The sequence below is a fragment of the Sphingomonas cavernae genome, from assembly GCF_003590775.1.
GTDB lineage: Bacteria > Pseudomonadota > Alphaproteobacteria > Sphingomonadales > Sphingomonadaceae > Sphingobium_A > Sphingobium_A cavernae.
On record NZ_QYUM01000003.1, the window covers coordinates 502,762 to 524,976 of the forward strand.

A 22,215-nucleotide genomic window follows, 5' to 3' on the forward strand; every position below is an offset into this window, starting at 1 on the left:
CGAAAGCGCGTGCTTTTTCATCCCGACCCGCCGCTGGCGGGCGGTCGCGTAACTTTCGTGCGCGTCAGGGGGTGGTCAGGAAAGCGCGACAGGCGGCGCGCATCGCGTCGCGGTCGCCCGGCAGGATCGTATCGCAGATGACATAGCTGTAGATTAGGAACGCGCGCGCGCTGGCCTGTTCGGCGGGCACGCCGCTGGCCGCCACCACCGCTTCGAAATAGGCAAGCCGATGCCGGTCGATCTCGGCGAGCGCGCGCGCGGCGCGCGTGTCGGTGAGCGCCCATGTGCGCATCGCGAGTTCGATATGCGAACCTGTGCGCGCGCGGTCCATCTGAGAGATGCCGAACAGCCGCTCGAGCCGCGCCTCGGGCGTGGCGTCCATCGCTGCCAGCTCGGCGACGAGCCCCGTGGTGGTGCGCTGGCGCCAATAGTCGGTCATCGCGTCCAGAAAGGCGTCGCGCGTCTCGAAGCGCGTGTAGAACATGCCCTTGGTGACGCCGAGCTTCTCGGCGACGAGCTCGACCCGCACCGAATCGATCCCGCCCACCGCCAGCATCTCGAGCGCCGCTATGAACCAGTGTTCGGCGGTCAGCCGCGGCTTGGGCCCGCGTCTTGCCTTTTCTCGCGCACCCACGGCGATCGCCGGCTGAAGCGGAAGGGGCGGCAATGCGGTCATGAGGCCTGCCTAATCCCCGCCACGCCGTGGGTCAATGCAAGGCCATATTTATAGTGCGGTACAGAATGTGTTTTCGGAGGATTGCAGGCTATATGTTGACGATCGCCGGGATGCGGATATATCAATAACTCATACGGTAACGAATCTAATAAGCCGTGCTGTGGAGAGGGAGGGATTATGTCGCGCAATCGATCGGCGTTAAGGCGTGCGTTGCTGGGCGGTATCATGCTGTGGGGATCGGCCACACATTCGGCATGGGCTCAGGATAGCGCGATAGACGAAGAGGGGGTGTCGGTCGGCGACATCGTCGTCACCGCGCGCCGCCGCGAGGAAAGCCTGCAGGACGTACCCATCTCGATCACTGCCTTCACCGCCGACACGCTCGACCTGCGGGGCGCTCCGGACATCACCGCGCTCCAGCGTTCGACCCCCAACCTGACAATGCAGGTTTCGCGCGGCACCAATTCGACGCTGACCGCCTTCATCCGCGGCATCGGTCAGCAGGATCCGCTCTGGGGCTTCGAGCCCGGCGTCGGCCTCTATGTTGATGACGTCTACATCGCGCGGCCGCAGGGCGCGGTGCTCGACATTTTCGACATCGAGCGGATCGAGGTTCTGCGCGGGCCGCAAGGCACGCTCTATGGCCGCAATACCATCGGCGGCGCGGTCAAATATGTGACAAAGCGCCTGGGCGACGAGTTCAGCGGCAAGGTGCGCGGCGAGATCGGGAGTTATGACGAATACAACCTGACGGGATCGCTCGCGCTGCCGCTGGCCGAGGGGATCGCGATCGGCGGCGCCTTTGCCTGGTACAATCGCGACGGCTATGGGAAGAACTTCTTCACCGGCGCGGACACCAACGACAAGGACGTGATCGCGGGCCGGCTGTCGGTCGAGCTCACGCCCTCCGACGCCATCTTCATCCGCCTCGCCGCCGATCGCACCGAGGATCGCTCCAACACCAATCACGGCCACCGCGAAGTCCGCGAGCCCAACAGCAACACGTCCGTGCTGCCCGGCAAATATGATACGCTTGCGGGGCTCGGAGACCGAAGCAAGGTGGTGACGCAGGGTGTGTCGCTCACCGGCGAATGGCAGGTTTCGGACATAGTGACGCTCAAGTCGGTCACCGCGTATCGCGACGGCTATACAAAGAGCGCGGGCATAGATTTCGACGGAACGCCCCAGCCTTATCTGGATATCGCGGCGGGCGGCAAGGTGTATCAGGACGACCAGTTCAGCCAGGAATTCCAGGCGCTGATCGAGACCGATCGGCTCCAGGGCGTGGTCGGCGTCTATTATCTCGACGCGCATGCCGAAGGCGCGTTTGACACGATCCTTGGACGCGGGCTCGTGCCCGAGCCGATTCTGGTGCCGCGCCCCAGCGCCTTCACCGCGCTGACCCAGCTCACCAGCGGTTCGGTCGATACCAAAAGCTTCGCGATCTTCGGCGACCTCAACTACGACCTGAGTGAGCGGCTGAAACTCTCGCTTGGCGCGCGCTGGACGCGCGACAAGAAGACCGGGACGGTGTTCAAGGCCAATTATTTCGGGACGATCGGCAGCCCGCTGCTAAAGCCCTATGTGCCCGTGCTGCCAGCGCCCTTCAACGTTCCCCAGATACTGACCGACTACACTAACGAACGTACCTTCGAGGAGTTCACGCCGCGCGTCAGCCTCACCTGGGAAGCGAGCGATGATGTCAATCTCTACGCGGCCTATGGGCGCGGTTTCAAATCGGGCGGTTTCGACATGCGCGGTGACGCCACCGCCACGCCTGACACCAAGAACGGCTATGACCCGGAGATCGTCGATTCCTACGAAGTGGGTGTGAAAGGCGATTTCCTGAACAACAGCCTGCGCGTCAACGCCGCGCTTTTCTACACCGATTATCAGGGCCAGCAGGTGACGACGCAGGTGCCCAAGATCACCCCGCCGCCTGGCGTGGTCAGCTTTGTCGACAATGTCGGCAGTTCGCGGATCTATGGCGCCGAACTCGAAGCCAGTGCGGTGCTGAGCCGCAATGTCAGCGCCAATCTGAGCTTCGGCTACATCAACGCGAAGTTCGAGGAGTTCCTCGTCTTCGATCTCGCGACCCGGCAATATGTCGACGTCGCCGACCAGCGCAAATTCCAGAACACGCCCGAGTTCACCGCGAGCGCATCGCTCAACTGGCAGGAGGATTTCGCAGGCGGGCGTCTGGCGATGCTGCCCGCGATTTCCTTCCGCAGCGACGTCAATCTGTTCGAGATACCGATTCCTTCGATCGATCAGGACGGCTTTGCGCTGGTCGACCTCAGCGTCACCTGGACTTCGGGCGACGACCGGTGGCGCTTTGGCGCGCATGGCCGCAACCTGTTCGACGTGCGCTATCGCACCGGGGGCTATAACTTCCAGTCGAACCAGTTCGCGCAGTCGGTTATCGGCTTTTACGGGCCCCCGCGGACGGTGCGCTTCTCGGCCGAATACCGGTTTTGACCATGGCCGATTTCGTGGAGCGGCGCTGGCGCTCGGCTGACGGGCTCTCGCTTCACGCGCGGGACTATGCTGCGGCCGCGGGGGAGGCGCGGCTGCCCGTGATCTGCATCCACGGGTTGACGCGCAATGCGCGCGACTTCGAGGCGGTTGCGCCGTGGGTTGCGGCGCAGGGGCGGCGCGTGCTCGCGGTCGACATACGGGGGAGGGGGCGTTCGGACCCCGATCCCGACCCGATGAACTACAAGCCGCTCACCTATGCGCGTGACATGCTGGCGATGATGGATTCGCTTGGCATCGCGCGCGCGGTCTTTGTCGGCACTTCGATGGGCGGGCTTATCACGCTGATGGTGGCCGGGCTCAGGCTGCGGGCGATCGGGGGCGCAGTGCTCAATGATGTCGGCCCCGAAGTCGCTCAGGAGGGGCTCGATAGGATCGCGGCCTATGCAGGCAAGCCGGTCGACATCAGAAACTGGGACGATGCTGTCGCTTATCTCACGCGGACGATGGGGCCGGCGTTCCCCGATCTGGACGAAGCGCGGTGGCATGCGCTTGCACGCCGCAGTTTCGTCGAAGGATCCGATGGGGTGCCGCGGCTCGACTATGATCCTGCAATAGCGCGGCCTTTTTCCAGCAAGCCTCCGCCGCGGCAGTCGTATATCGCCGGGCTGTTGTTTCGCCGGCTCGCACGACGCCGGCCGACCCTGCTGCTGCGCGGAGAGCTTTCGGATCTGCTTTCGGCCGAAATTGCGGCGCGGATGCGCCGCGCTGCGCCGACGATGCACTATGCCGAAGTACCGCACGTCGGCCACGCACCCCTGCTGGAAGAGCCCGCCGCGCGCGCCGCAATCGAAGCGTTTCTGGCGAAGCTGCCTTAAACCTAGAGCCTGATCGTTTGAGGTGGAAGCGCCAAGCGCTTCCGCCGAAAGCGTGAATCAGGCTCTATTCCAATAGTTGAGACCTTGATCGTTCCAGGCTGATTCAGCCTGGAACGATCAAGGTCTAGTGTCGATGCTCGCGCCGCAATTGATATCGGCCGGGCGCAAATCCATCGAACAGCCCCGAAATTGCAGGGTGATCGACGGGCTCGTCGCTGTCGTCGGCGACCAGATTCTGCTGGCTGACATAAGCGACGTAGCTGCTCTCCGCATTCTCGGCGAGCAAATGGTAAAAGGGCTGGTCGCGATGCGGCCGGATGTCTTCGGGAATCGCCTCGTACCATTCCTCGCTGTTGGCGAAGACCGGGTCGATGTCGAAGATTACCCCGCGAAACGCGAACATCCGGTGCTTCACCACATCGCCGATCGCGAAGCGTGCGTGCGAAACGGGGGGCATGGCGGCGGGAATCGTCGGGCAACCGGTCGAGATATCGGGATAGTTCATATAGCTTATTTAGGCGGGTTTTGCTTTCAAGCAAGCGGACCGCTTGCAGAGCGCGAAAGCCTGCGCTAATGGCCGCCCCTCAAACGACCGGACGGGCCGCTTTCCAAGCGCCGTTCATCAGCGGAGAGGTGGCTGAGAGGTCGAAAGCACCGCACTCGAAATGCGGCGTGCCGGCAACGGTACCGTGGGTTCGAATCCCACCCTCTCCGCCACGACTTCCTGGAATCCGCAGACTTCCTAGGATTGGCTGATTTCTGTCGCTTTTGATGCTGCTATGGCGGCTCGTTTCGTTTGAAATACACCGTGGCCTTCGCTCAGGGGCGCCAACTGAACAGCGCGGGATCGATGGGCACATTCACCTCGACCTTGTCCCAGAATACCTCGTTGGCCATTACGCCGTTATAATAGAGCGTCACGCGGCGCGCCTGGAGCCAGCGGGGCTTTTCCAACATGACGAAGTCGTCATAGACGCGTTGGTGCCAGCCGCGCGGGGTCATGAAGCCCATCGTACGGATGGCATGCGTTTTTGCGTCGATTCCGAACAGCGTGACCGCGCCCCTGGGATCGGTCAGCCGAACCATATGGAGCGGGTGACCACCGATCGTGTCATCGGGGACGCGCTCGGCCTTGAAGCCAGGCTTTGCAGCATGCCGGATGATGCCGAAGCCGAAGTTGGCAGCCCAATAGGCGTCCGCCTCCGCCTTGGGCATGACTCCGCGGTCCGACCATGTCGTCTCGCCGTCATAGCCGATCGTGAAAAGCGTTTGTTGCTTGCTCCTGGCCAGGATGCGCACCTTGCCGTCCGCGCCGTGCGCTGCAGTGCGCGCCGGATCGAAGACCCGCCACATCCGATAATCCTCGGCCCGACTTTTCGGCTCTGCGCCAGTCTCGGCATAGAAAACCGCGCGTCCCTCAAGCACCAGCGTTCTGGCGTTGATCCAATCGCTGCCGCCTGCGGCCTGGGCCGCACGCGCCAAAATCGCTCCGCCTTCTTGAACCGGATCGGCCGCGGCCGCCGGGGTGGCCACGAGCATGATCATTGCAAACGCGCGCATATTTCGTCCCCTCCATGTCTTCCGAAATCATTACAGCGACTCGCCGGTCGATTCAATTTGTCCGGACATATTTTCAATTCCCGATAGCTGCGCTAAAGAGCGTTGATTGCTTAGGGGAGGCATGACGTGATTGGCTTGGCAATACTCGCGCTTGCGGACACGAATGCGGCAATAAGCCTGCAACCCGGCACCTACACCAACGAAGAATATGTCTATTTCGAACGGGACGGAGGGCGCGAACCGCCGCCATGGATTGGTGTCGAGATCGGACGGGACGGAAGCGTGCGCCGGATCGACCCCTTTGGTGGGCCGGTGGCATCGGCGGTAAGCGTCAAGCCGAATGCTGATACGCCGCATGCGGTGACGATCGAAACCGGAGGCAAGACCCACATATTGCGCCGCGCGCGCGGGGCTACATGTTGGGCAGCACTGCGCAAGGACAAGCCCAAGCCCGACGGCGGAGAAGATTGGCATTTCGAGCGTAACCTCAAGCTGCACGATCAGGGCGGACGCCGCGCGTTGGGAGGCGCCGACACAGGCGTCCCCGCAATCGTCTTGCGGATGCGCAACGTCGTCTGGCCTGCAGGCAACACCAATCGCCCGAGCCTCGTTCTCTACATCCATTCAATCGAGCAACCCGATCGCGCGCTTGCCTATGCCTGGGCGGACCCGGGCGCCGCGCGAATAGGCCTTAACCTGCGCTGGGTTCAGGCAAGCTGCACGATCGAAGGGCGCGAAGATTCATAGCCAGTTGTCAAAGAGGGAGAGTGCAATGGTTCGTATGATGTTGCTTGGCTGCGCGGCGCTGGGCGTCCTGGCTGCGGTACCGGCTGGGGCAAGGACGCTCGATCCGGCCAAGCCTGAAGACGCGCTTGAAATCATGAAGCGCACCCAATGCGGTGAAAAGGATGGGGCGCCCGCGGTTTATTACTGGTCCGGCAAGATCTACTCGCGCGTGACCGGCGAGCCGGATCGCCTGCTGTTCCACGGCGAAGGCATGAATGTTCGCCAATGCGTTTCCGTGAACGATCCGAAGCGTGGGACAGGGTACCGGCAGGTCAGCCGCGAAGTGATGGTCTTCACCGATCCAAAGACGGGCGAGATCCTGCGGACGTGGAAGAATCCCTGGACCGACGAGACAGTCGACGTGATGCAGATCGCAAATGACCCGGTCAATGCGCGTCCCAGCTTCCCTTATGGCGCAGACGGAAAGCCGTATCAGCTCGGCTACAAGAGAATGGGGCAGTGGTTCGCAATGCCGCTTGAGGTGCCGCTCTTCTACCACAATGTCCTTGCGGGCGAGTATCAGGATTATGTGGGCAACAAATATCACGCGATGGAGATTTTCGATTTCGTCGCGCGCGCCGACGAACTGCTCGAAACCAGGCATTCCACCGCATATCCTTCGGTGTCGTGGGTTCGCATTTCCGACTGGATGCCCTGGATGAAGATGCGCGGGCGTCAGGGCCAGATCGTATTCAACGCAATGGGAACCAAGCTCAAAGCCTATGACGAACTTCCAAAGGTGCTGAAGGACGAGATCGCGGCCAATTATCCGATCTACAATGAGGCGCCGCCTGCCGACGACGCGCGTCCCAATGAGACGACCTGGACCGTGTTCAAGAAATGGGCTGACGAAAAGCGGAAGAACGCGCCGGAAGCACCGAAACAGGGTCACTGACGCGATATGACTTGGCGGGCGGTCGCGGTCGGATGTTCCGCGATCGCCTCGCGTCATGATGGGCAGCGACGATCTGTCACATCATTTGCAAAAGGCGAAGAGTGCTCAAGCAAGTTCGAACGCGTCGTCCTGTCAGAGGTGGCTGGATCCTCGACCGAATTCTTCTGACAGCGGCCCTTTCTTACTGATTGACAGTGTCAGCCGCGCAGGACGAACAGCAACGATGCACACAAACTCATCAATGTGGCGGCGAGAACCGGCACAACGGCCCGCCATCCAAGCTCCATGAGGAGGTCCATTCGCGATCGCATGGCAGTGGCCGTGACGGCAACGAGCAGCAGCGCCTTGGACAGCGACAGCGCCAAGGCCCTTGCATCCCCAGGCATCGCGACGACGCTGTTGAACGCGACCACGCCCAAGAATGCGATGATGAACCACGGGATGCTGATGCGACGCCAGATCGGGCGCGCCTCGCGTTCGCCGCCAGATCCCAGCCACATCGATACCAAGAGAACTACCGGCGCTAGCAACGTCACCCGGGCCAACTTGACGATCGTGGCATGGCTGCCCGCCGCATCCGAGAAGCTATAGGCACCGCCGATGGCCTGAGCGACATCATGGACCGAAGCGCCGATCAAATAGCCGGCCTGCTGGTCGTTCAGGCCCATCTCGCCGGCAAGTGCCGGATAGAGTGACATCGCGAGGGCGCTCGCCAGCGACACGCCGACCAGCGTAAGCGCAAATTGCGCCTGGCTGAGCCTGTCCTTGCCGACCACGCCGTAAAGCGCAAGCGCTGCGCTCGCGCCGCAGATCGCGGTCGCGCCACCCGCCAATATGCCGGCGTAGCGCGACTGCCCCGAAATGCGCGCACCCACCAGCCCCGCCGCAAAGGTCAGCGACATGATGAGCAGCAGGGCGATAAACGGCTGCACGCCGAGCGCTTCGATCTGGCCATAGCTGATCTGCAGGCCGAGCAATATGATGCCGATCCGCAGAAAGTTCCGCGATGCAAAATCGAGCCCGGCATGCGTTGCCGCGTCGCGCGTGACGAAATTGAGCGAAAGCCCGATCAAAAGCCCAAGCAAGATGACGGGCATGCCATAATGATCGGAAAGCCATGCCGCGGCCCCTGAACCGACCGCGCAGATGGCGAGCCCCGGCAGCAAATTCCGCAAACGTGATGTTTCGCCGTGCTGGATCTTTTCGGCAAGGTACAGTTCGCCGAACAGGTCGCCGCTATAAGGCATCTCCGCCTGATCCGCACGTTTCATATCGTCCCCGACGCCTTGTGTCCTACGGTGTCATATTCTGCTTCCCTTATCGTCGCGAAACGTTAGGTTGCAAGCCGAAACACGCCCGAAGGACGGACAGGGGAGAAATTGGCATGGCGACGGCCGCGGTTGGAGATGCGAGAACGAGCAGGATTTTCGTTGTCCTGGTCACCCTGCTTTTCTTGGGTAACGCGCTCAACTATGTCGATCGCCAGGTGCTGGCTTTGCTCAAGCCGACGCTCGAAATCGAGTTTGGCTGGACCGACTCCGACTATGCCCATCTCGGCTCGACCTTCCAGATTGCTGCCGCTTTTGCGCTTCTGGGCGTTGGCTGGTTCGTCGATCGCCTGGGTGTCCGCCTGGCCTATGGCATCGCGATCGTCGTGTGGAGCGCAGCGGGCATGGCGCATGCGCTGGCCATGTCGGTCCAGCAATTCGTCGCGGCGCGCGTCGTGCTGGCGATCGGGGAATCGGTCAGCACGCCTGCCGGAATCAAGACCGCCGCCACGTACCTGCCGCTGAAGCAACGCAATATGGCGATCGGGTTGATCAATACCGCGCCCAACATCGGTGCGATCATAACGCCGCTTCTCATCCCCCCCCTCGCGATCGCGTTCGGCTGGAAGGCCGCGTTCCTTCTCACCGGCGCGCTCGGCTTCATATGGCTGGCCTTCTGGCTCCCGGCGACGCGCAACCTCAAGCCGCTCGGCGATACGCCCGAACGCGCGCCGGTCAATTGGGGACCGCTGCTGCGCGATCGGCGGACCTGGGCAGTCGTCGGCGCGAAGGCTTTCACCGATTGCGTCTGGTGGTTCGTCCTGTTTTGGATGCCCGATTTCTTCAGCCGTTCCTTCAACATGGGACAGGGTGAATTGGGATGGCCGATCGCGATCATCTTCACGCTGGCCGCACTCGGCGCGATCACGTCGGGCGCGCTATATCCCATCATGCTCAGCCGCGGCTATTCGGTCAACAAGGCACGAAAATCGTCGATGCTGCTATTCGCGCTGGCCGTGCTCGCGATGCCCTTGGCCCTTACGACCGCCAATCCCTGGCTGGCCGCGATGTTTATCGGGGTCGGTCTCTTCGCCCACCAGGGATTTTCCACGAATATTTTTGGCATGACTGCGGATATCATTCCGCCGTTGCGCGTCGCGACGGTCATCGCGTTCGGCGCCGTCGCCGGCAACCTCTCGGGGACCGCGATCATCGAGTTCGCCGGCTGGTCGCTCGGTAACGGCCTCGGTTATGGCCCGCTCTTCGCAATCTGCAGCGTTGCCTATCTTTGCGCGCTGGGCCTCGTTCACGTCATACTACCGCGGCTTCAGCTTTCCCACACCGATCAGTAACTGCCGGGCGATTGCAGCGACGGACGATGCGTCCGTCACCGGTGCGTCCTGGTTCGTCAAACGAGTCCCACGGGCGGGAGCGTCTGGCTGAACTGAGAAGAGCTCGGGTGGCGCATTCATGCCGCCGTTACGACCAACTGACATCTAGGGTCGTTCCGGATTTGAATGAATCGTCATTGCGAGGGAGCGTACCGACGAAGCAATCCAGTGGGAGCCCGGCCTGTCGCCTCTTCGCTTTGCTGGCAATGACGGGCCGCTTCAATGTAAATCGGAACGGCTCTACGCGTATTCGCCCGCTGCCAGATCCAAGCGCGACGACCTTGCGCTCGAAAGCAGAGGCATCGCCCGCTGGGCGCTGAGCCCGTCGCATTCCCTATTGTCCGGAGTGTGATCGTCATGGTTGTCGTGGGGGCATCAAATCAGAAAAAAAGCCCTCCTGCCATAGGCAGGAGGGCCGAATTGCAAATGCCAGCGCCGGGGCGCCGGCGGAATATTGATCACATCTTGGCGCGCAAGCTGACCCCGAAATAACGGTCCGCATCGCGCGGGATCTGCAGGCGCTGAGCGTTCGACACGTTCAGCAGAATATAGCTTTCGTCGCTGATGTTGCGGACGTGGAAAGTCAGCCGGTACTGGTCTTCGGGGTCGGAAAAACCAAGCGACGCGTTCCATTGTCCATAGGCATCGATCGGGCCCGACTCTCCCAGATCCGAAAATTGCTTCGAGACATGGCGATAGTCGGTGCCGAGATAGAGCATGACGCCGCCCAAGGACCGCTCATAATCGGCGCCAAGCGTGTAAGTGAACTTGGGCGCGAGCGGCAGGCGGGTGCCGTCGCGGGCGTCGGGTGCGTTGGTCAGCGGGTTGGGATTGAAACGCTTGACCTTGGCATCGGCATAGGCGGCGCTCGCACGCAATGTCAGCCCTTCGACCGGCACGGCGGTGAGGTCGACCTCGAACCCCTGGCTCTTGACCGTTCCTGCATTCGTCAGGTTAGTGACGACCGCGCCGTTAAGCAGCACGAAGTTGTTCGCCTGAAATCCGTCATACTCGACGCTGAAACCAGCGAGATTGAGCTGGACCTTGTTGTCGAGGAAGCGCGACTTGAGACCGATTTCAAACGCGTCGGAAGTTTCCTCATCGATCGGCACCGAATTGATCGGCGCGGTATGATTGAAGAAGACGTTAAACGCGGGGCCTTTGTAACCGCGGGTATAGCTGCCGTAGAGCATGAGATCTTCGGCCGGCGTGAACTGGAGGACCGCCTTGCCCGACAGATTGCCGTTGCTGCTCGACCCGCTCGAGATGTTGCGTCCCGTGCCCCCCGAAGCGATCGTTCCGCCCGCCGGGCTGCCCGAAATGCCGGGGCCGGTTGCGGGCAGGCCGGTGGCGGCATTGACGCCAGGCGCGCGGATATGGGTGTAGCTGAGTTCGTCCCATGTGTAGCGCAGGCCGCCGGTCACCGCGAACATGTCGTTGAGGCGGTAGGTGGCCTGACCGAATAGCGCATAGTTGGTCGAGTTGACGTCGCTATTCGAAGTCGCGGTCGGGAAGATGGTGTTTACCGTGTCATTGACATTGCAGGGCGTGCCGCCGGTCCGCGGATCGACGGGCAACGTCGACCGGGCGCATGTGATGTCGCGGCGCGTGAAGTCCTGCTTGTTGTCCGAATGCCAGACGAAGCCGCCGAACTGGTAGAAGAAGGGCAGGGCCTGGTCAGAGGCGATGCGGGCCTCGACCGAGAATTGCTGCGTCTTGACCACCCCATTGTCGTGGAGTTCCGGGGTGCCGACAATGGCGCGCGGTAGGAAGTCGCCTTCCCGAATTTCCTCGTTCTGCCAGTTGCGGTAACCCGCGACGACGCTCAGCGTATGGCTGTCCGAGAGCTCGAAATCGCCGCTGGCGGTGAGGCTCCATTGCTTGTCGCGCGTGCGGGTGACGAGGTTGTGATTTACGAAGCGCTGGTCTTCTCCCAGCGCGACCCCGCTCGGAAGGCCGAGTTCGGCGTCGAGGACCGCGCCACGGCTCGCGCCGGTGACGTCGGCGCAGCAGTCGTCATCAGCCCTGAAATAATCGGCGATGAAGCGGAGCTGGGCGACCTCGCCGCGATAGTCGACAATGCCGCGCGTGCCCCAATGCTCATAGCCGTTGACCTTGCGATTGCGACCGCCGTTGATGTTGGTGATGTTGCCGTCATAGCTGCCGTAGAAGCCAGTCAGGCGGCCGCTCCAGTCCGTGCCCAACGGGCCCGCGACCGAAGCGCGCAGGCGATATTCGTCGCCCTCATACCACTCGGCCTTGCCCTCGGCCTCTAGTGTGTCTGAGCCACCCTTGGATACGATATTCACCAGGCCGGCAGATGCGTTTTTGCCGAAGAGCGTTCCCTGCGGTCCGCGGAGCACTTCGAGGCGTTCGGCGTCGACCAGATCCATGAACGCCTGGCCCGAACGGCTGAGGACGATGCCGTCGACCACGGTCGATACGCTCGGCTCGGCGGCCACCGAGAAGGTGATGGTGCCGACGCCGCGCATCACGATCGCGCTGTTGGCGCTCGTAGTGCCCTTGCGGAAAGTCACCGAGGGAACGATGCGGGTGATGCCTTCCAGGCTGGTCGTTCCCGTCGTTTCGAGCCGGTCTGCCGATACCGCCGTAATTGCGATCGGCACCGACTGGACATTTTCCTCGACCTTCTGCGCGGTGACGGTGATCTCCTCGACCTCCTGCGCATAAGCGGAATTGGAAGCAATCATCGCGATCGCGCTCGCCGTCATGGCCGCTGTGCGTGCGAAAGAATATCTGGAAGCATTCATGGCTATTTCCTCCCCGTCCTGATCTTGGCCGTTTCCCGATGCTTGTGAGCACATCGGCGTAAGATGGCTCCTCGTTTCGCGCTTGCATTGCCGAGGAGGGGCCGATATGTCAAGCGGTGTCACATTTACCCGGTGGCGGAGCCAACATGCGGGTGATCAAGCATAAGGGCGAGAGGATTTTTTAGCGGTGGAACTGCGCATTTTCGACGCAGAGGACGGATTTGACCTCCTGCTTCAAGGCCGCGTCGTCCTGCGTCATCGCGCGGATTGTCCTGCGGTGGTCATTGCGCGTGGTCAGCCCACCATCATCATGTATCGGGGCAATTTCAGCATCGATGATCAGCCGTCGGACGCGATCTCGCCGACCGAGTGGCGCCTCGTCGATTCGCGGATCGAGCTCTGCGATGCCGGACAGGTCGCGGCGATTGTGCGGTTCGAAGGTTCCGCGCTCGAGATCAAGGCCGTCTGCGAGGGATATGATCGCATCATCACCTCTTTTCATGCAGAGCCGGGTGAGGCGATCTGGGGTGGCGGCGAGCAGATGAGCTACCTGATGCTGACGGGCCGCCGCTTTCCGATCTGGACGAGCGAGCCGGGCGTCGGCCGCGACAAGACAACCGAGCTGACGCGCATCATGGACGCCGAGGGCATGGCCGGCGGCGACTATTGGAACAGCAATTATCCGCAGCCGACTTTCCTGACGTCGCGCTGGCTCGCGGTTCATCTCGACAGCGCAAGCTATAGCGTGCTCGATTTCACCGATCCGGCGGCGCACCGTGTCGAAGCCTGGGCTCGCGTTGCGCGTTTCGAAATTTTTGCCGCTGACGCTCCCGCCGGACTGGTCTGCGACCTGTCGCGACGCTTCGGGCGCCAGCCGGCGCTGCCCGATTGGGCGATTGGCGGTGCGATCGTCGGCCTCAAGGCGGGCGCGACGAGCTTCGATCGGCTTGAGCGTTTTCTGTCGGCTGGCGCCGCCGTTTCGGCGATCTGGTGCGAGGACTGGGCCGGGGTGCGCGAGACGAGCTTCGGACGCCGCCTATTCTGGGATTGGGCGTGTGGAGCGCGTAGTGACGAGCGCTATCCCGGCCTTCGCGACCGCATTGCGGAATTGGCGGCGCGCGACATTCGCTTTCTTGGCTATGCCAATCCCTATCTTGCGGTAGATGGCGCGCTCTTCGCCGAGGCGCGCGAAGGCGGGCATTTCTGTCTGCGGCAGGACAATGACGACGTCTATCTCGTCGACTTCGGCGAGTTCGATTGCGGGGTTGTCGATTTTACGCGGCCTGAGACGCGAAACTGGTTTGCCGAGCGCATTCTGGGGCGCGAGATGCTCGATATCGGCATTGCCGGCTGGATGGCCGACTTCGGGGAATATCTGCCCACCGACGTGCGACTTTCGGATGGTTCGGACCCGATGGAAGCCCATAACCGCTGGCCCGTGCTATGGGCCGAAGTCAACGCGCAGGCCGTGGCGTCGCGCGGCAAGACGGGCGATGCGCTGTTTTTCATGCGCGCGGGGTTTTCGGGCGTTCAGGCGCATTGCCCGCTGCTCTGGGCCGGCGATCAATGCGTGGATTTTACCCGGCACGACGGAATCGGCACGGTGATCACCGCCGCGCTGTCGGCCGGACTAGTCGGCAACGCCTATAGTCACTCCGATTGCGGCGGCTATACATCGCTGCACGGTCATGTCCGCAGCGAGGAACTGCTTCAGCGCTGGTGCGAGCTTGCTGCCTTCGCGCCGGTGATGCGCAGCCATGAGGGCAATCGGCCCGATGATAATCTGCAATATGATTCGACGACCGATCTGCTTTCCTGCTTCGCGCGCTGGTCACGCGTCCACGCGCATCTCGCTCCTTATGCGCGCCATCTTTGCGACGAGGCGCGGGCCAGCGGGCTTCCCGCACAGCGTCCGCTGTTTCTCCATTATCCCGGCGAAGCAGACCTCTTTACGGTGCAGGACCAGTTTCTCTACGGTGCCGATCTCTTGGTGGCGCCGGTCATCGAGCAGGGGGCAAGTGCACGCACGGTAATCCTTCCCGGAGAAGAGGCGTGGCGAAACTGCTGGACAGGCGAAGATTATGAGCCTGGCGTCCATCTCGTTCCCGCACCGATCGGCGCGCCACCAGTCTTCTACCGGCCATGCAGCGTCTTTGCGTCGCTCTTCGCCGGCATGGCGGAGGTGTTGGGGCAATGAGCGAGCGGGCCAGTATCCGGGATGTCGCATCGAAAGCGGGGGTCGCCGTGAAGACGGTCAGCCGCGTTCTCAATGGTCATCCTTATGTCAGCGCCGAAACGCGTTCGCGCATCGAGGCGGCGATGGCGGAACTGGAATTTCGGCCAAGTATAGCGGCGCGCATCCTCTCGGGCGCAAAGTCGAACCAGATCGCGCTCATCTACGACAATCACAGTCCCTATTACATGTTCCAGATCCAGAGCGGATGCTGGCAATTGTGCAAGGAACGTGGGATCCGCCTTCTCTCCCAACCGGTCGACGTCGCCGATCCGCGCGTTGGCGACCAGGTCCGCGAACTCGTTACCGAGACGCATGTGGACGGGATCATCCTCTCCTCGCCGGTCACCGATTGCGCGTCGGTGCTGGACGCGCTGGAACATCTCGACGTGCCGTTTGTGCGCATCTCGCCCGGCACCAATCATTCGCTCGCCAGCTCGGTCTTCATGGACGATGCGCAGGCGGCCGACGACATGACGTCCTATCTCATCAATGTCGGGCATCGCCGGATCGGCTTCATCAAGGGACATCCGAGCCACATGGCGTCGGACGATCGCCTGTTCGGCTATCGCCGCGCGCTCGATCGCGCCGGAATCCCATTCGAACCGAAGATGGTGTGCGACGGCGAGTTTGATTTCGACAGCGGGGTGCGCGCGGGCCGCTGCCTGCTCGACCTCGATCAACCGCCGACTGCCATTTTTGCCGCGAATGACGACATGGCGGCGGGCGTGCTCGCCGTCGCCCATGACCGCGGAATCGATATTCCGGGCGAATTGTCGGTCGCGGGTTTCGACGACACGACCTTGTCGCGCACCGTCTGGCCGCCGCTGACCACGATCCATCAGCCCATGCTGGAACTCGCGCGGACGGCGACCGAAATCCTGATCGACGGCGGCGACATCACACACCTTCGCTTGCCCCATTCCCTCGCCGAGCGCGCATCGGTCGCGCCGCCAACCAGGAAAAATCAATGAGCCTGTTGCCTGCACCACCCCAATCGCGTTCTCTTAAAGACAGCGGAATTTCCGTCTCACCCATAGCCTGGGGGATGTGGCGCTTTGCCGAAGGTGGCCGGACGACTGCCGAAGCAGCGACGCTCGTCCATGCCGCGCTCGATGCGGGCATAACGCTCCTTGATACCGCCGACATCTACGGTTTCGACGGAACGGGCGGTTTCGGGGATGCTGAATCGTTGCTCGGCGACGTGCTGACCTCGGAACCGTCGCTGCGCGATCGGATGGTCCTTGCGACCAAGGGCGGGATTCGTCCGCCGCTTCCCTACGACCAGAGCGCCGCCTATCTCGCCGAAGCGATCGACGCGTCACTGCGGCGCCTCAAGGTCGACCATGTTGACCTTTGGCAGGTGCATCGGCCCGATATTCTCGCGCATCCGCAGGAAGTGGCGCGCGCGCTCGACGATGCCGTTTCGGCGGGCAAGATCCGTGCCCTTGGAGTATCCAATTTCACGGTCGCCCAGACCGAGGCGTTGGACGGGTTTCTCGACAACAAGCTTGTCGCCACCCAGCCGGAAATCAGCCCTTTGCGGATCGACTGCTTCGAGAATGGCGAGCTCGATAGCGCCATGGCGCTCGGCCTGGCTCCGCTCGCCTGGTCGCCGCTCGGCGGCGGGCGCCTTGCTGTCCCTGGAAACGCGCGCGAGAAGGCTGTCGCGGCGGCGCTCGACACGGTGGCGGAGGCGCAAGGCGTCTCGCGCCAAGTCGCGGCCTATAGCTGGCTGATGGCGCATCCGGCGGGGATCATCCCGATTGTCGGTTCGCAACGCGCTGAGCGTATTGTCGAGGCGGCGTCGGCGACCGGCATCCGATGGACGCGATCCGACTGGTACGCGGTGTTGGTCGCGGCCCGAGGGGAGGCCCTGCCATAGCCGGCCGATCATGGACCGCCCGCCGCGCGGGCTGATTTGCCGTGTCGAGCGCGGCCCGCCTCCCGCAAGGAGCGGGAAGGAGCCAATGGAGAGGAAATTCATGACCGGACAACAATGCGAAATCGCCTGGTTCTCGGCGCTGTGCGACGATGACTATGAGTTTCTCGGGGTTTCGGATCCCTATCTGCGATCGAGCTGGGACCATTGCCGGAATATCGTGATGCGCGCCGAAGAGGGCGGCTTCGATAATATCCTGCTTCCCTCGGGCTATCAGCTCGGCCTCGATACGACCGCCTTCGCGGCGGCCGTCGCGACGCAGGTTCGACGGATCAAGCTGCTCTGGGCCACGCGGATCGGCGAAGACTGGCCTCCGCAGCTCGCGCGCCGCATTGCGACGCTCGACCGGATCCTTGGGCCGAATACGGCCGGCACGGGAGGGCGGCTCAACGTGAACATCATCTCGTCCGACATGCCGGGCGAACAACTCGCGGGCGGGCCGCGCTACGCCCGCGCCACCGAGGTGATGAAGATATTGCGCACGCTGCTCAACGGCGAGCATCTCGACCATGATGGCGAATTCTACAAGCTCAAGCTCGACCCGCCGCGCATCACGACGCTGTCGGGCAAATGCCCGCCCTTCTATTTTGGCGGTCTGAGCCATGAGGCGCGCGAATGCGCGGCCGAAGGCTGCGATGTCTATCTGATGTGGCCCGACACGATGGACAAGGTGCGCGAGACGATCGCCGACATGAAGCAACGCGCCGCGCGTTTCGGCCGCACGCTCAAATTCGGCTATCGCGTCCATGTCATAGTTCGCGAAACGGAAGAGGAAGCGAGGCTTTATGCCGACCGCTTGCTGTCCAAGCTCGATGAAGCGACCGGCGCCGCGATCCGCGAAAAATCGCTCGATGCCAAGAATTACGGGGTCCAGCGCCAAGCCGAACTGCGCGGAGCCGCCGACGGCGACGGTTTCGTGGAGGACAATCTGTGGACGGGCATCGGGCGCGCGCGGTCGGGCTGCGGCGCAGCGATCGTTGGAACGCCGGACCAGGTTCTCGCCAAGCTGCGCGCCTATCAGGACGAGGGCATCGAGGCCTTCATCCTCTCGGGCTATCCGCATGCGCAGGAAGCCGATCTCTTCGCCCGGCACGTTCTGCCGCACATCGCGCATGGTCCGCTTGAAGGCTGAGGGCGGAGCTAGCGCGTGACGGCTGACCTGTTCGACATCGCCATCGTTGGAGGGGGGGTGAATGGCTGCGGCATCGCGCGCGATGCCGCGGGCCGCGGCGCGCGCGTGCTTCTCCTGGAAGCGGATGACCTGGCCAGCGGCACCTCGTCGGCATCGACCAAGCTGATCCATGGCGGACTGCGCTACCTCGAACATTATGAATTTGCGCTCGTCCGTGAATCGCTGTCGGAACGCGAGCGCCTTTGGGCGATCGCGCCGCACATCGTGCGGCCGATGCGCTTCGTTCTTCCTCATGTCGCGGGCTTGCGGCCGCGTTGGCTCCTGCGGCTCGGCCTGTTTCTCTACGACCATATTGGCGGCCGCAAGCGCCTGCCGCCCGCGGAGTCGCTCGCTCTCGCGCACCATCCGGCGGGCGCCCCGCTCAAGCCGGAATTCGGCCACGGCTTTGCCTATTCCGACTGTTGGGTCGACGATGCCCGCTTGGTGATCCTCAATGCGCGCGACGCGGCCGACCGGGGTGCATTGGTCCTCACGCGCTGCCGGGTCGAGAGTTTCGTGCGCGCGCAGGACCATTGGGACATCGGGACGACGCGCGGCCGGTTCCGCGCGCGCGCCATCGTCAATGCCGCCGGACCCGCGGTGCTCGACGTCGCCGGGCTTGCCGGCCAAACCGCGACGCGGCGCGTGCGTCTCGTGCGTGGTTCGCACATCATCGTGCCGCGCCTTTTCGATCATGATTTCTCCTATTTTTTCCAACTGCCCGACGGACGCATCTTCTTCGCGATCCCCTATGAGGGCGAATTTACGCTGATCGGGACGACCGACCGCGATCATGCAGCTAGCCTCGCTGACGTCCGGGCGAGTGAAGAGGAAATCGCGTATCTGTGCGAAGGCGCGAACCGCTTTTTCCGGAAATCGGTGACGCCGGCCGATGTCGTTTGGACATATTCGGGGGTGCGACCGCTCATCGACGATGGCTCCGGCCGCCCCGAAGCCGCGACGCGAGGTTACCATCTGAGCCTGTCTGAGCGATCGGCCGGAGCGCCGCTGCTTTCGATTTTTGGCGGGAAGATCACGACCTATCGCCGTCTCGCCGAGGAAGTGATCGATCTTCTCGCGCCGCGCGTGCCGGCGCTGGGGAAGCGGCGCTGGACCGGCGATGCGCCCTTGCCGGGTGGCAACTTTCCTCTTGGCGGTTTCTACGATCAGGTAGCGCGGCTTGTTCAGCGCTATCCGTTCCTTGAGCCGGGGTGGGCGACCCGCCTCGTTCGCAGCTACGGGACCTTGGCCGACACCATCCTCGACGGAGCGCGGAGCCTCGAAGATTGCGGTCGTCATTTCGGACAAGGGCTGACCGAACGCGAAGTGCGCTATCTCGTTGAGCGCGAGTGGTGTCGAAGTGCCGACGACTTGCTCTGGCGGCGCAGCAAGCTCGGACTGCACATTGCGGCAGCCGAAGCGCAGGCCCTGTCCGAATATCTCGATGAAAAGGAACATGCGTGACCATCAATATCGTCGCCATTGGCGGAACAGTGTCACCGGCAAGCACGACCGAACAGGCGCTCCGACTCGCAGCGGCGCGCGCCGAAGCGCAGGGCGCGCAGGTTGTTGTTTTCGGCGGCACTTATCTCGGCGCCTTGCCGCATTATCGCGGCGACCTGCACGGTCCCGATAACGGTGCCGATCTGGTCGAGGCGGTGCGGGCAGCCGACGGCGTGCTGATTGCAGCGCCGGGCTATCACGGTTCGATCTCCGGGCTGGTCAAGAATGCGCTCGATTATCTCGAGGATCTTGCCGATGACGGTCGCCCCTATCTGGATGGACGCGCCGTCGGGTTGATCGCAACCGCTTATGGCGATCAGGCGACGATGAGCACCATGCAGACGCTTCGCAGCATTGTCCACGCGCTACGCGGCTGGCCGACCCCGATGGGAGCGACGATCCGGACCTATCGCGGGCTCTTCTCGTCTGACGGCGAGTGCCTCGAAGACAGGGCGCGCCTGCAGCTCGAGATCGTCGCCGACCAGTTGGTCAGGGGAGCTCGAAGCTTCGCAGGGCTGAGGACGGTCGCTTGATGTCGGGCCTCGACGATGCCATCGCCGCGCTTGCCGCAGGCAAAGTGATCATCATTACCGGCGATCGGCTGCGCGGCGGCGATATCGATTTCGCGATCGCGGCGCGACACGTCACGATGGAGGCGATCAACTTCATGGCCAGCCATGGCCGCGGTCTCATCTGTCTTGCGATGGGGCCCGATCGGGCGGTTCGGCTTGGGATCGGGTTATTGAACCCGGGGGCGGAGCGCCAGTCGGGGCGTCCTTTCGGCCGTTCGATCGAAGCGCGGCGCGGCGTTACAACCGGAATTTCCGCTGCCGATCGGGCAGAGACGGTGCGCGTCGCGGCCTCACCCCAGGCAGCCGGTGACGACCTGGTGTCGCCCGGACATGTCTTTCCCCTGATTGCCGCTCGGGGAGGCATAGTCGATCGTCCCGCGGCGGCGGAAGCGGCGATCGAATTGTGCCGTCTCGCCGATGCGGGCGACATGGCGGTGATCTGCTCGATCATGCGCGATGACGGGGAAATGGCTCGTATCGATGATCTCGACGCACTGATCCGGCGGGAGAATATGGCGGTCGCCGACATTGGCGACATGCTTGAACGCGCGCGTTGAACGACGGGCAGCGGCGTCCGCGGGAAATATGGAATTGGCTGGGAAGGAAACGGGCATGCGCGAGCAGTTCATCCTCGTGCTCGACGAAGGCACGACCTCGACGCGGGCCATGATCTTTGCGCCCGACGGCGCGATCGTTGGCAAATGTCAGGCCGAGCTCACCCAATATTACCCCGCGCCGGGTTGGGTAGAGCATGACGCAATCGAAATCCGCGACCGGACCATCGCATGCGCACGGCAAATGATCGAGCGGGCAGGCGGCGCTGACCGGATCGCGGCGATCGGGATCGCCAACCAGCGTGAAACCATCGTCGCGTGGGATCGAAGCACCGGCCAGCCGGTCAGCCGCGCGATCGTCTGGCAGGACCGCCGCACGGCCGCGCGCTGCGACGCCTTGCGCGACGCCGGTCACGAGCCGCTTGTGTCGCGGCGAAGCGGACTCGTTCTCGACCCCTATTTCTCGGCCACGAAGATCTCCTGGATCCTCGACAATGTTCCTGAAGCGCGCGCTCTCGGCGATCGTCTTGCGGTCGGCACTGTCGAAAGCTGGCTCCTATGGAGCCTCACGGGCGGGCTTCACGCCAGCGATGCCAGCAATGCCAGCCGGACGATGCTTATGGACATTGCGAAGGGGCAATGGGACGATGAATTGCTGGCGCTCCACGATGTGCCGCGTTTGGCGCTTCCCGAAATTGTCGATTGTGCTGGGAATTTCGGCGTTACGTCGCCCGAACTGTTCGGGTCGCCGATCCGGATTTGCGGACTTGTTGGCGATCAGCAGGCGGCGGCGATCGGACAGTCATGTCTTGCGCCAGGACAAGTGAAAGCGACGCTGGGGACGGGCGCCTTCATATTGTGCAACACCGGCGCGCAGCCTGTAGCAAGTGGTCATCGCCTGCTCGGTACGGTGCTCTTTCAGCTCGATGGCGAGCGGAGCTATGCTCTCGAGGGATCGATCTTCGTGGCCGGCAGCGTGGTTCAGTGGCTGCGCGACAGGCTGGGGATCATCGCGAGCGCCGCCGAAACCGAGACCCTCGCGCGATCGGTTCGCGATAGCGGTGGGGTGATGATAATTCCCGCCTTGTCGGGTCTTGGCGCGCCCCACTGGCGACCCGACGCCCGCGCGATCGTTGCTGGGTTGAGCCATGGATCGGGCCGCGCCGAAATCGTGCGCGCTGCGCTTGAGTCGATCGCGCACCAGTTGAGCGACCTGCAGCGGGCTTATGCGGGTGACGGATGTGTGTGGCAATCGTTGCGGATCGACGGCGGGATGAGCGCCAATAACTGGATCGCGCAGGATATTGCCGACATGCTCGATGTGACGGTACAGCGACCCGATAATGTCGAGACGACCGCGCTCGGAGCTGCAATGCTGGCCGCAATGGGCTGCGGCCTTATGAGTTCGCTTGACGAGGCGGCTTCGATGCAGCGCAGCGCCGCGTCCTTCACTCCCGGTATGGAGAATAATGTCCGAAAGGCGCGGATGGATGGTTGGCGAAGTTTAATGGCAGTCCATGCGGCATCGTCGTCATGAATA

General features: G+C 62.9%; 18 protein-coding genes and 1 tRNA gene. 14 read left to right on the forward strand and 5 right to left on the reverse strand.

The window, feature by feature from the left end; genetic code table 11:
* Positions 1-64: 64 nt before the first annotated feature.
* Entirely contained in the window at positions 65-676 is a 612-nt protein-coding gene (locus D3876_RS10135) for a TetR/AcrR family transcriptional regulator (protein WP_119761893.1), read from the reverse strand.
* 177 nt (positions 677-853) lie between these two features.
* Here D3876_RS10135 and D3876_RS10140 point away from each other — a divergent pair, with 177 nt between their 5' ends.
* Both D3876_RS10140 and D3876_RS10145 read left to right on the forward strand, forming a co-directional pair.
* Entirely contained in the window at positions 854-3,154 is a 2,301-nt protein-coding gene (locus D3876_RS10140) for a TonB-dependent receptor (RefSeq protein WP_119761895.1), read from the forward strand.
* 2 nt (positions 3,155-3,156) lie between these two features.
* Positions 3,157-4,029, forward strand: coding sequence for an alpha/beta fold hydrolase (locus D3876_RS10145; RefSeq protein ID WP_119761897.1), 873 nt, complete (start codon positions 3,157-3,159; stop codon positions 4,027-4,029).
* 124 nt (positions 4,030-4,153) lie between these two features.
* Here the strand turns inward: D3876_RS10145 and hspQ are convergent, their stop codons facing one another.
* Positions 4,154-4,534, reverse strand: coding sequence for a heat shock protein HspQ (hspQ, locus tag D3876_RS10150; protein ID WP_119761899.1), 381 nt, complete (start codon positions 4,532-4,534; stop codon positions 4,154-4,156).
* 122 nt (positions 4,535-4,656) lie between these two features.
* Here hspQ and D3876_RS10155 point away from each other — a divergent pair.
* Positions 4,657-4,746 (forward strand) — tRNA-Ser (locus D3876_RS10155).
* Between the two features lie 102 nt (positions 4,747-4,848).
* Here the strand turns inward: D3876_RS10155 and D3876_RS10160 are convergent.
* Entirely contained in the window at positions 4,849-5,589 is a 741-nt protein-coding gene (locus D3876_RS10160) for a hypothetical protein (RefSeq protein ID WP_119761901.1), read from the reverse strand.
* Between the two features lie 126 nt (positions 5,590-5,715).
* Here D3876_RS10160 and D3876_RS10165 point away from each other — a divergent pair, with 126 nt between their 5' ends.
* Together D3876_RS10165 and D3876_RS10170 are read left to right on the forward strand one after the other, a co-directional pair.
* Positions 5,716-6,336 (forward strand): hypothetical protein, encoded by a 621-nt coding sequence (locus tag D3876_RS10165; protein WP_147417636.1) that lies wholly within the window; start codon positions 5,716-5,718, stop codon positions 6,334-6,336.
* Between the two features lie 25 nt (positions 6,337-6,361).
* Positions 6,362-7,270, forward strand: coding sequence for a DUF1838 family protein (locus D3876_RS10170; RefSeq protein ID WP_119761904.1), 909 nt, complete (start codon positions 6,362-6,364; stop codon positions 7,268-7,270).
* Positions 7,271-7,467: 197 nt separating this feature from the next.
* Here the strand turns inward: D3876_RS10170 and D3876_RS10175 are convergent, their stop codons facing one another.
* Positions 7,468-8,541, reverse strand: coding sequence for a YeiH family protein (locus tag D3876_RS10175; RefSeq protein ID WP_119761906.1), 1,074 nt, complete (start codon positions 8,539-8,541; stop codon positions 7,468-7,470).
* Positions 8,542-8,654: 113 nt separating this feature from the next.
* Between D3876_RS10175 and D3876_RS10180 the strand changes: the two genes are divergently transcribed.
* On the forward strand, positions 8,655-9,890 hold the full coding sequence (locus D3876_RS10180; RefSeq protein ID WP_119761907.1) for an MFS transporter: 1,236 nt from the start codon (positions 8,655-8,657) through the stop codon (positions 9,888-9,890).
* A gap of 497 nt (positions 9,891-10,387) precedes the next feature.
* On the opposite strand, the gene D3876_RS10185 is transcribed toward D3876_RS10180, so the two are convergent.
* Positions 10,388-12,661 carry a TonB-dependent receptor gene (locus tag D3876_RS10185; protein ID WP_420801954.1) on the reverse strand — a complete coding sequence of 758 codons (2,274 nt, stop codon included), beginning with the start codon at positions 12,659-12,661 and terminating at the stop codon, positions 10,388-10,390.
* Between the two features lie 226 nt (positions 12,662-12,887).
* On the opposite strand from D3876_RS10185, the gene D3876_RS10190 reads away from it, so the two are divergent.
* From D3876_RS10190 to glpK, 8 genes are all read left to right on the forward strand, one after another.
* A complete protein-coding gene (locus D3876_RS10190) occupies positions 12,888-14,897 on the forward strand; it encodes an alpha-glucosidase (RefSeq protein WP_119761911.1) in 2,010 nt (669 codons plus the stop codon).
* Positions 14,894-15,907, forward strand: coding sequence for a LacI family DNA-binding transcriptional regulator (locus D3876_RS10195; RefSeq protein ID WP_119761912.1), 1,014 nt, complete (start codon positions 14,894-14,896; stop codon positions 15,905-15,907). The genes D3876_RS10190 and D3876_RS10195 overlap by 4 nt, the downstream gene beginning before the upstream one ends.
* Entirely contained in the window at positions 15,904-16,818 is a 915-nt protein-coding gene (locus tag D3876_RS10200) for an aldo/keto reductase (RefSeq protein WP_119761914.1), read from the forward strand. The genes D3876_RS10195 and D3876_RS10200 overlap by 4 nt, the downstream gene beginning before the upstream one ends.
* 100 nt (positions 16,819-16,918) lie before the next feature.
* The gene (locus tag D3876_RS10205) at positions 16,919-18,007 is read left to right on the forward strand and encodes an LLM class flavin-dependent oxidoreductase (protein WP_119761916.1); all 1,089 of its coding nucleotides are present in this window, start codon (positions 16,919-16,921) and stop codon (positions 18,005-18,007) included.
* Between the two features lie 15 nt (positions 18,008-18,022).
* A complete protein-coding gene (locus D3876_RS10210; RefSeq protein ID WP_119761917.1) occupies positions 18,023-19,510 on the forward strand; it encodes a glycerol-3-phosphate dehydrogenase in 1,488 nt (495 codons plus the stop codon).
* Positions 19,507-20,082, forward strand: a complete 576-nt coding sequence (locus D3876_RS10215) for an NADPH-dependent FMN reductase (RefSeq protein WP_119761919.1) — start codon at positions 19,507-19,509, stop codon at positions 20,080-20,082. The genes D3876_RS10210 and D3876_RS10215 overlap by 4 nt, the downstream gene beginning before the upstream one ends.
* Positions 20,082-20,678, forward strand: coding sequence for a 3,4-dihydroxy-2-butanone-4-phosphate synthase (locus tag D3876_RS10220; protein ID WP_119761920.1), 597 nt, complete (start codon positions 20,082-20,084; stop codon positions 20,676-20,678). Before D3876_RS10215 ends, D3876_RS10220 begins: the two co-directional genes overlap by 1 nt.
* Positions 20,679-20,733: 55 nt before the next feature.
* Entirely contained in the window at positions 20,734-22,212 is a 1,479-nt protein-coding gene (glpK, locus tag D3876_RS10225; protein ID WP_119761922.1) for a glycerol kinase GlpK, read from the forward strand.
* Positions 22,213-22,215: the final 3 nt, after the last annotated feature.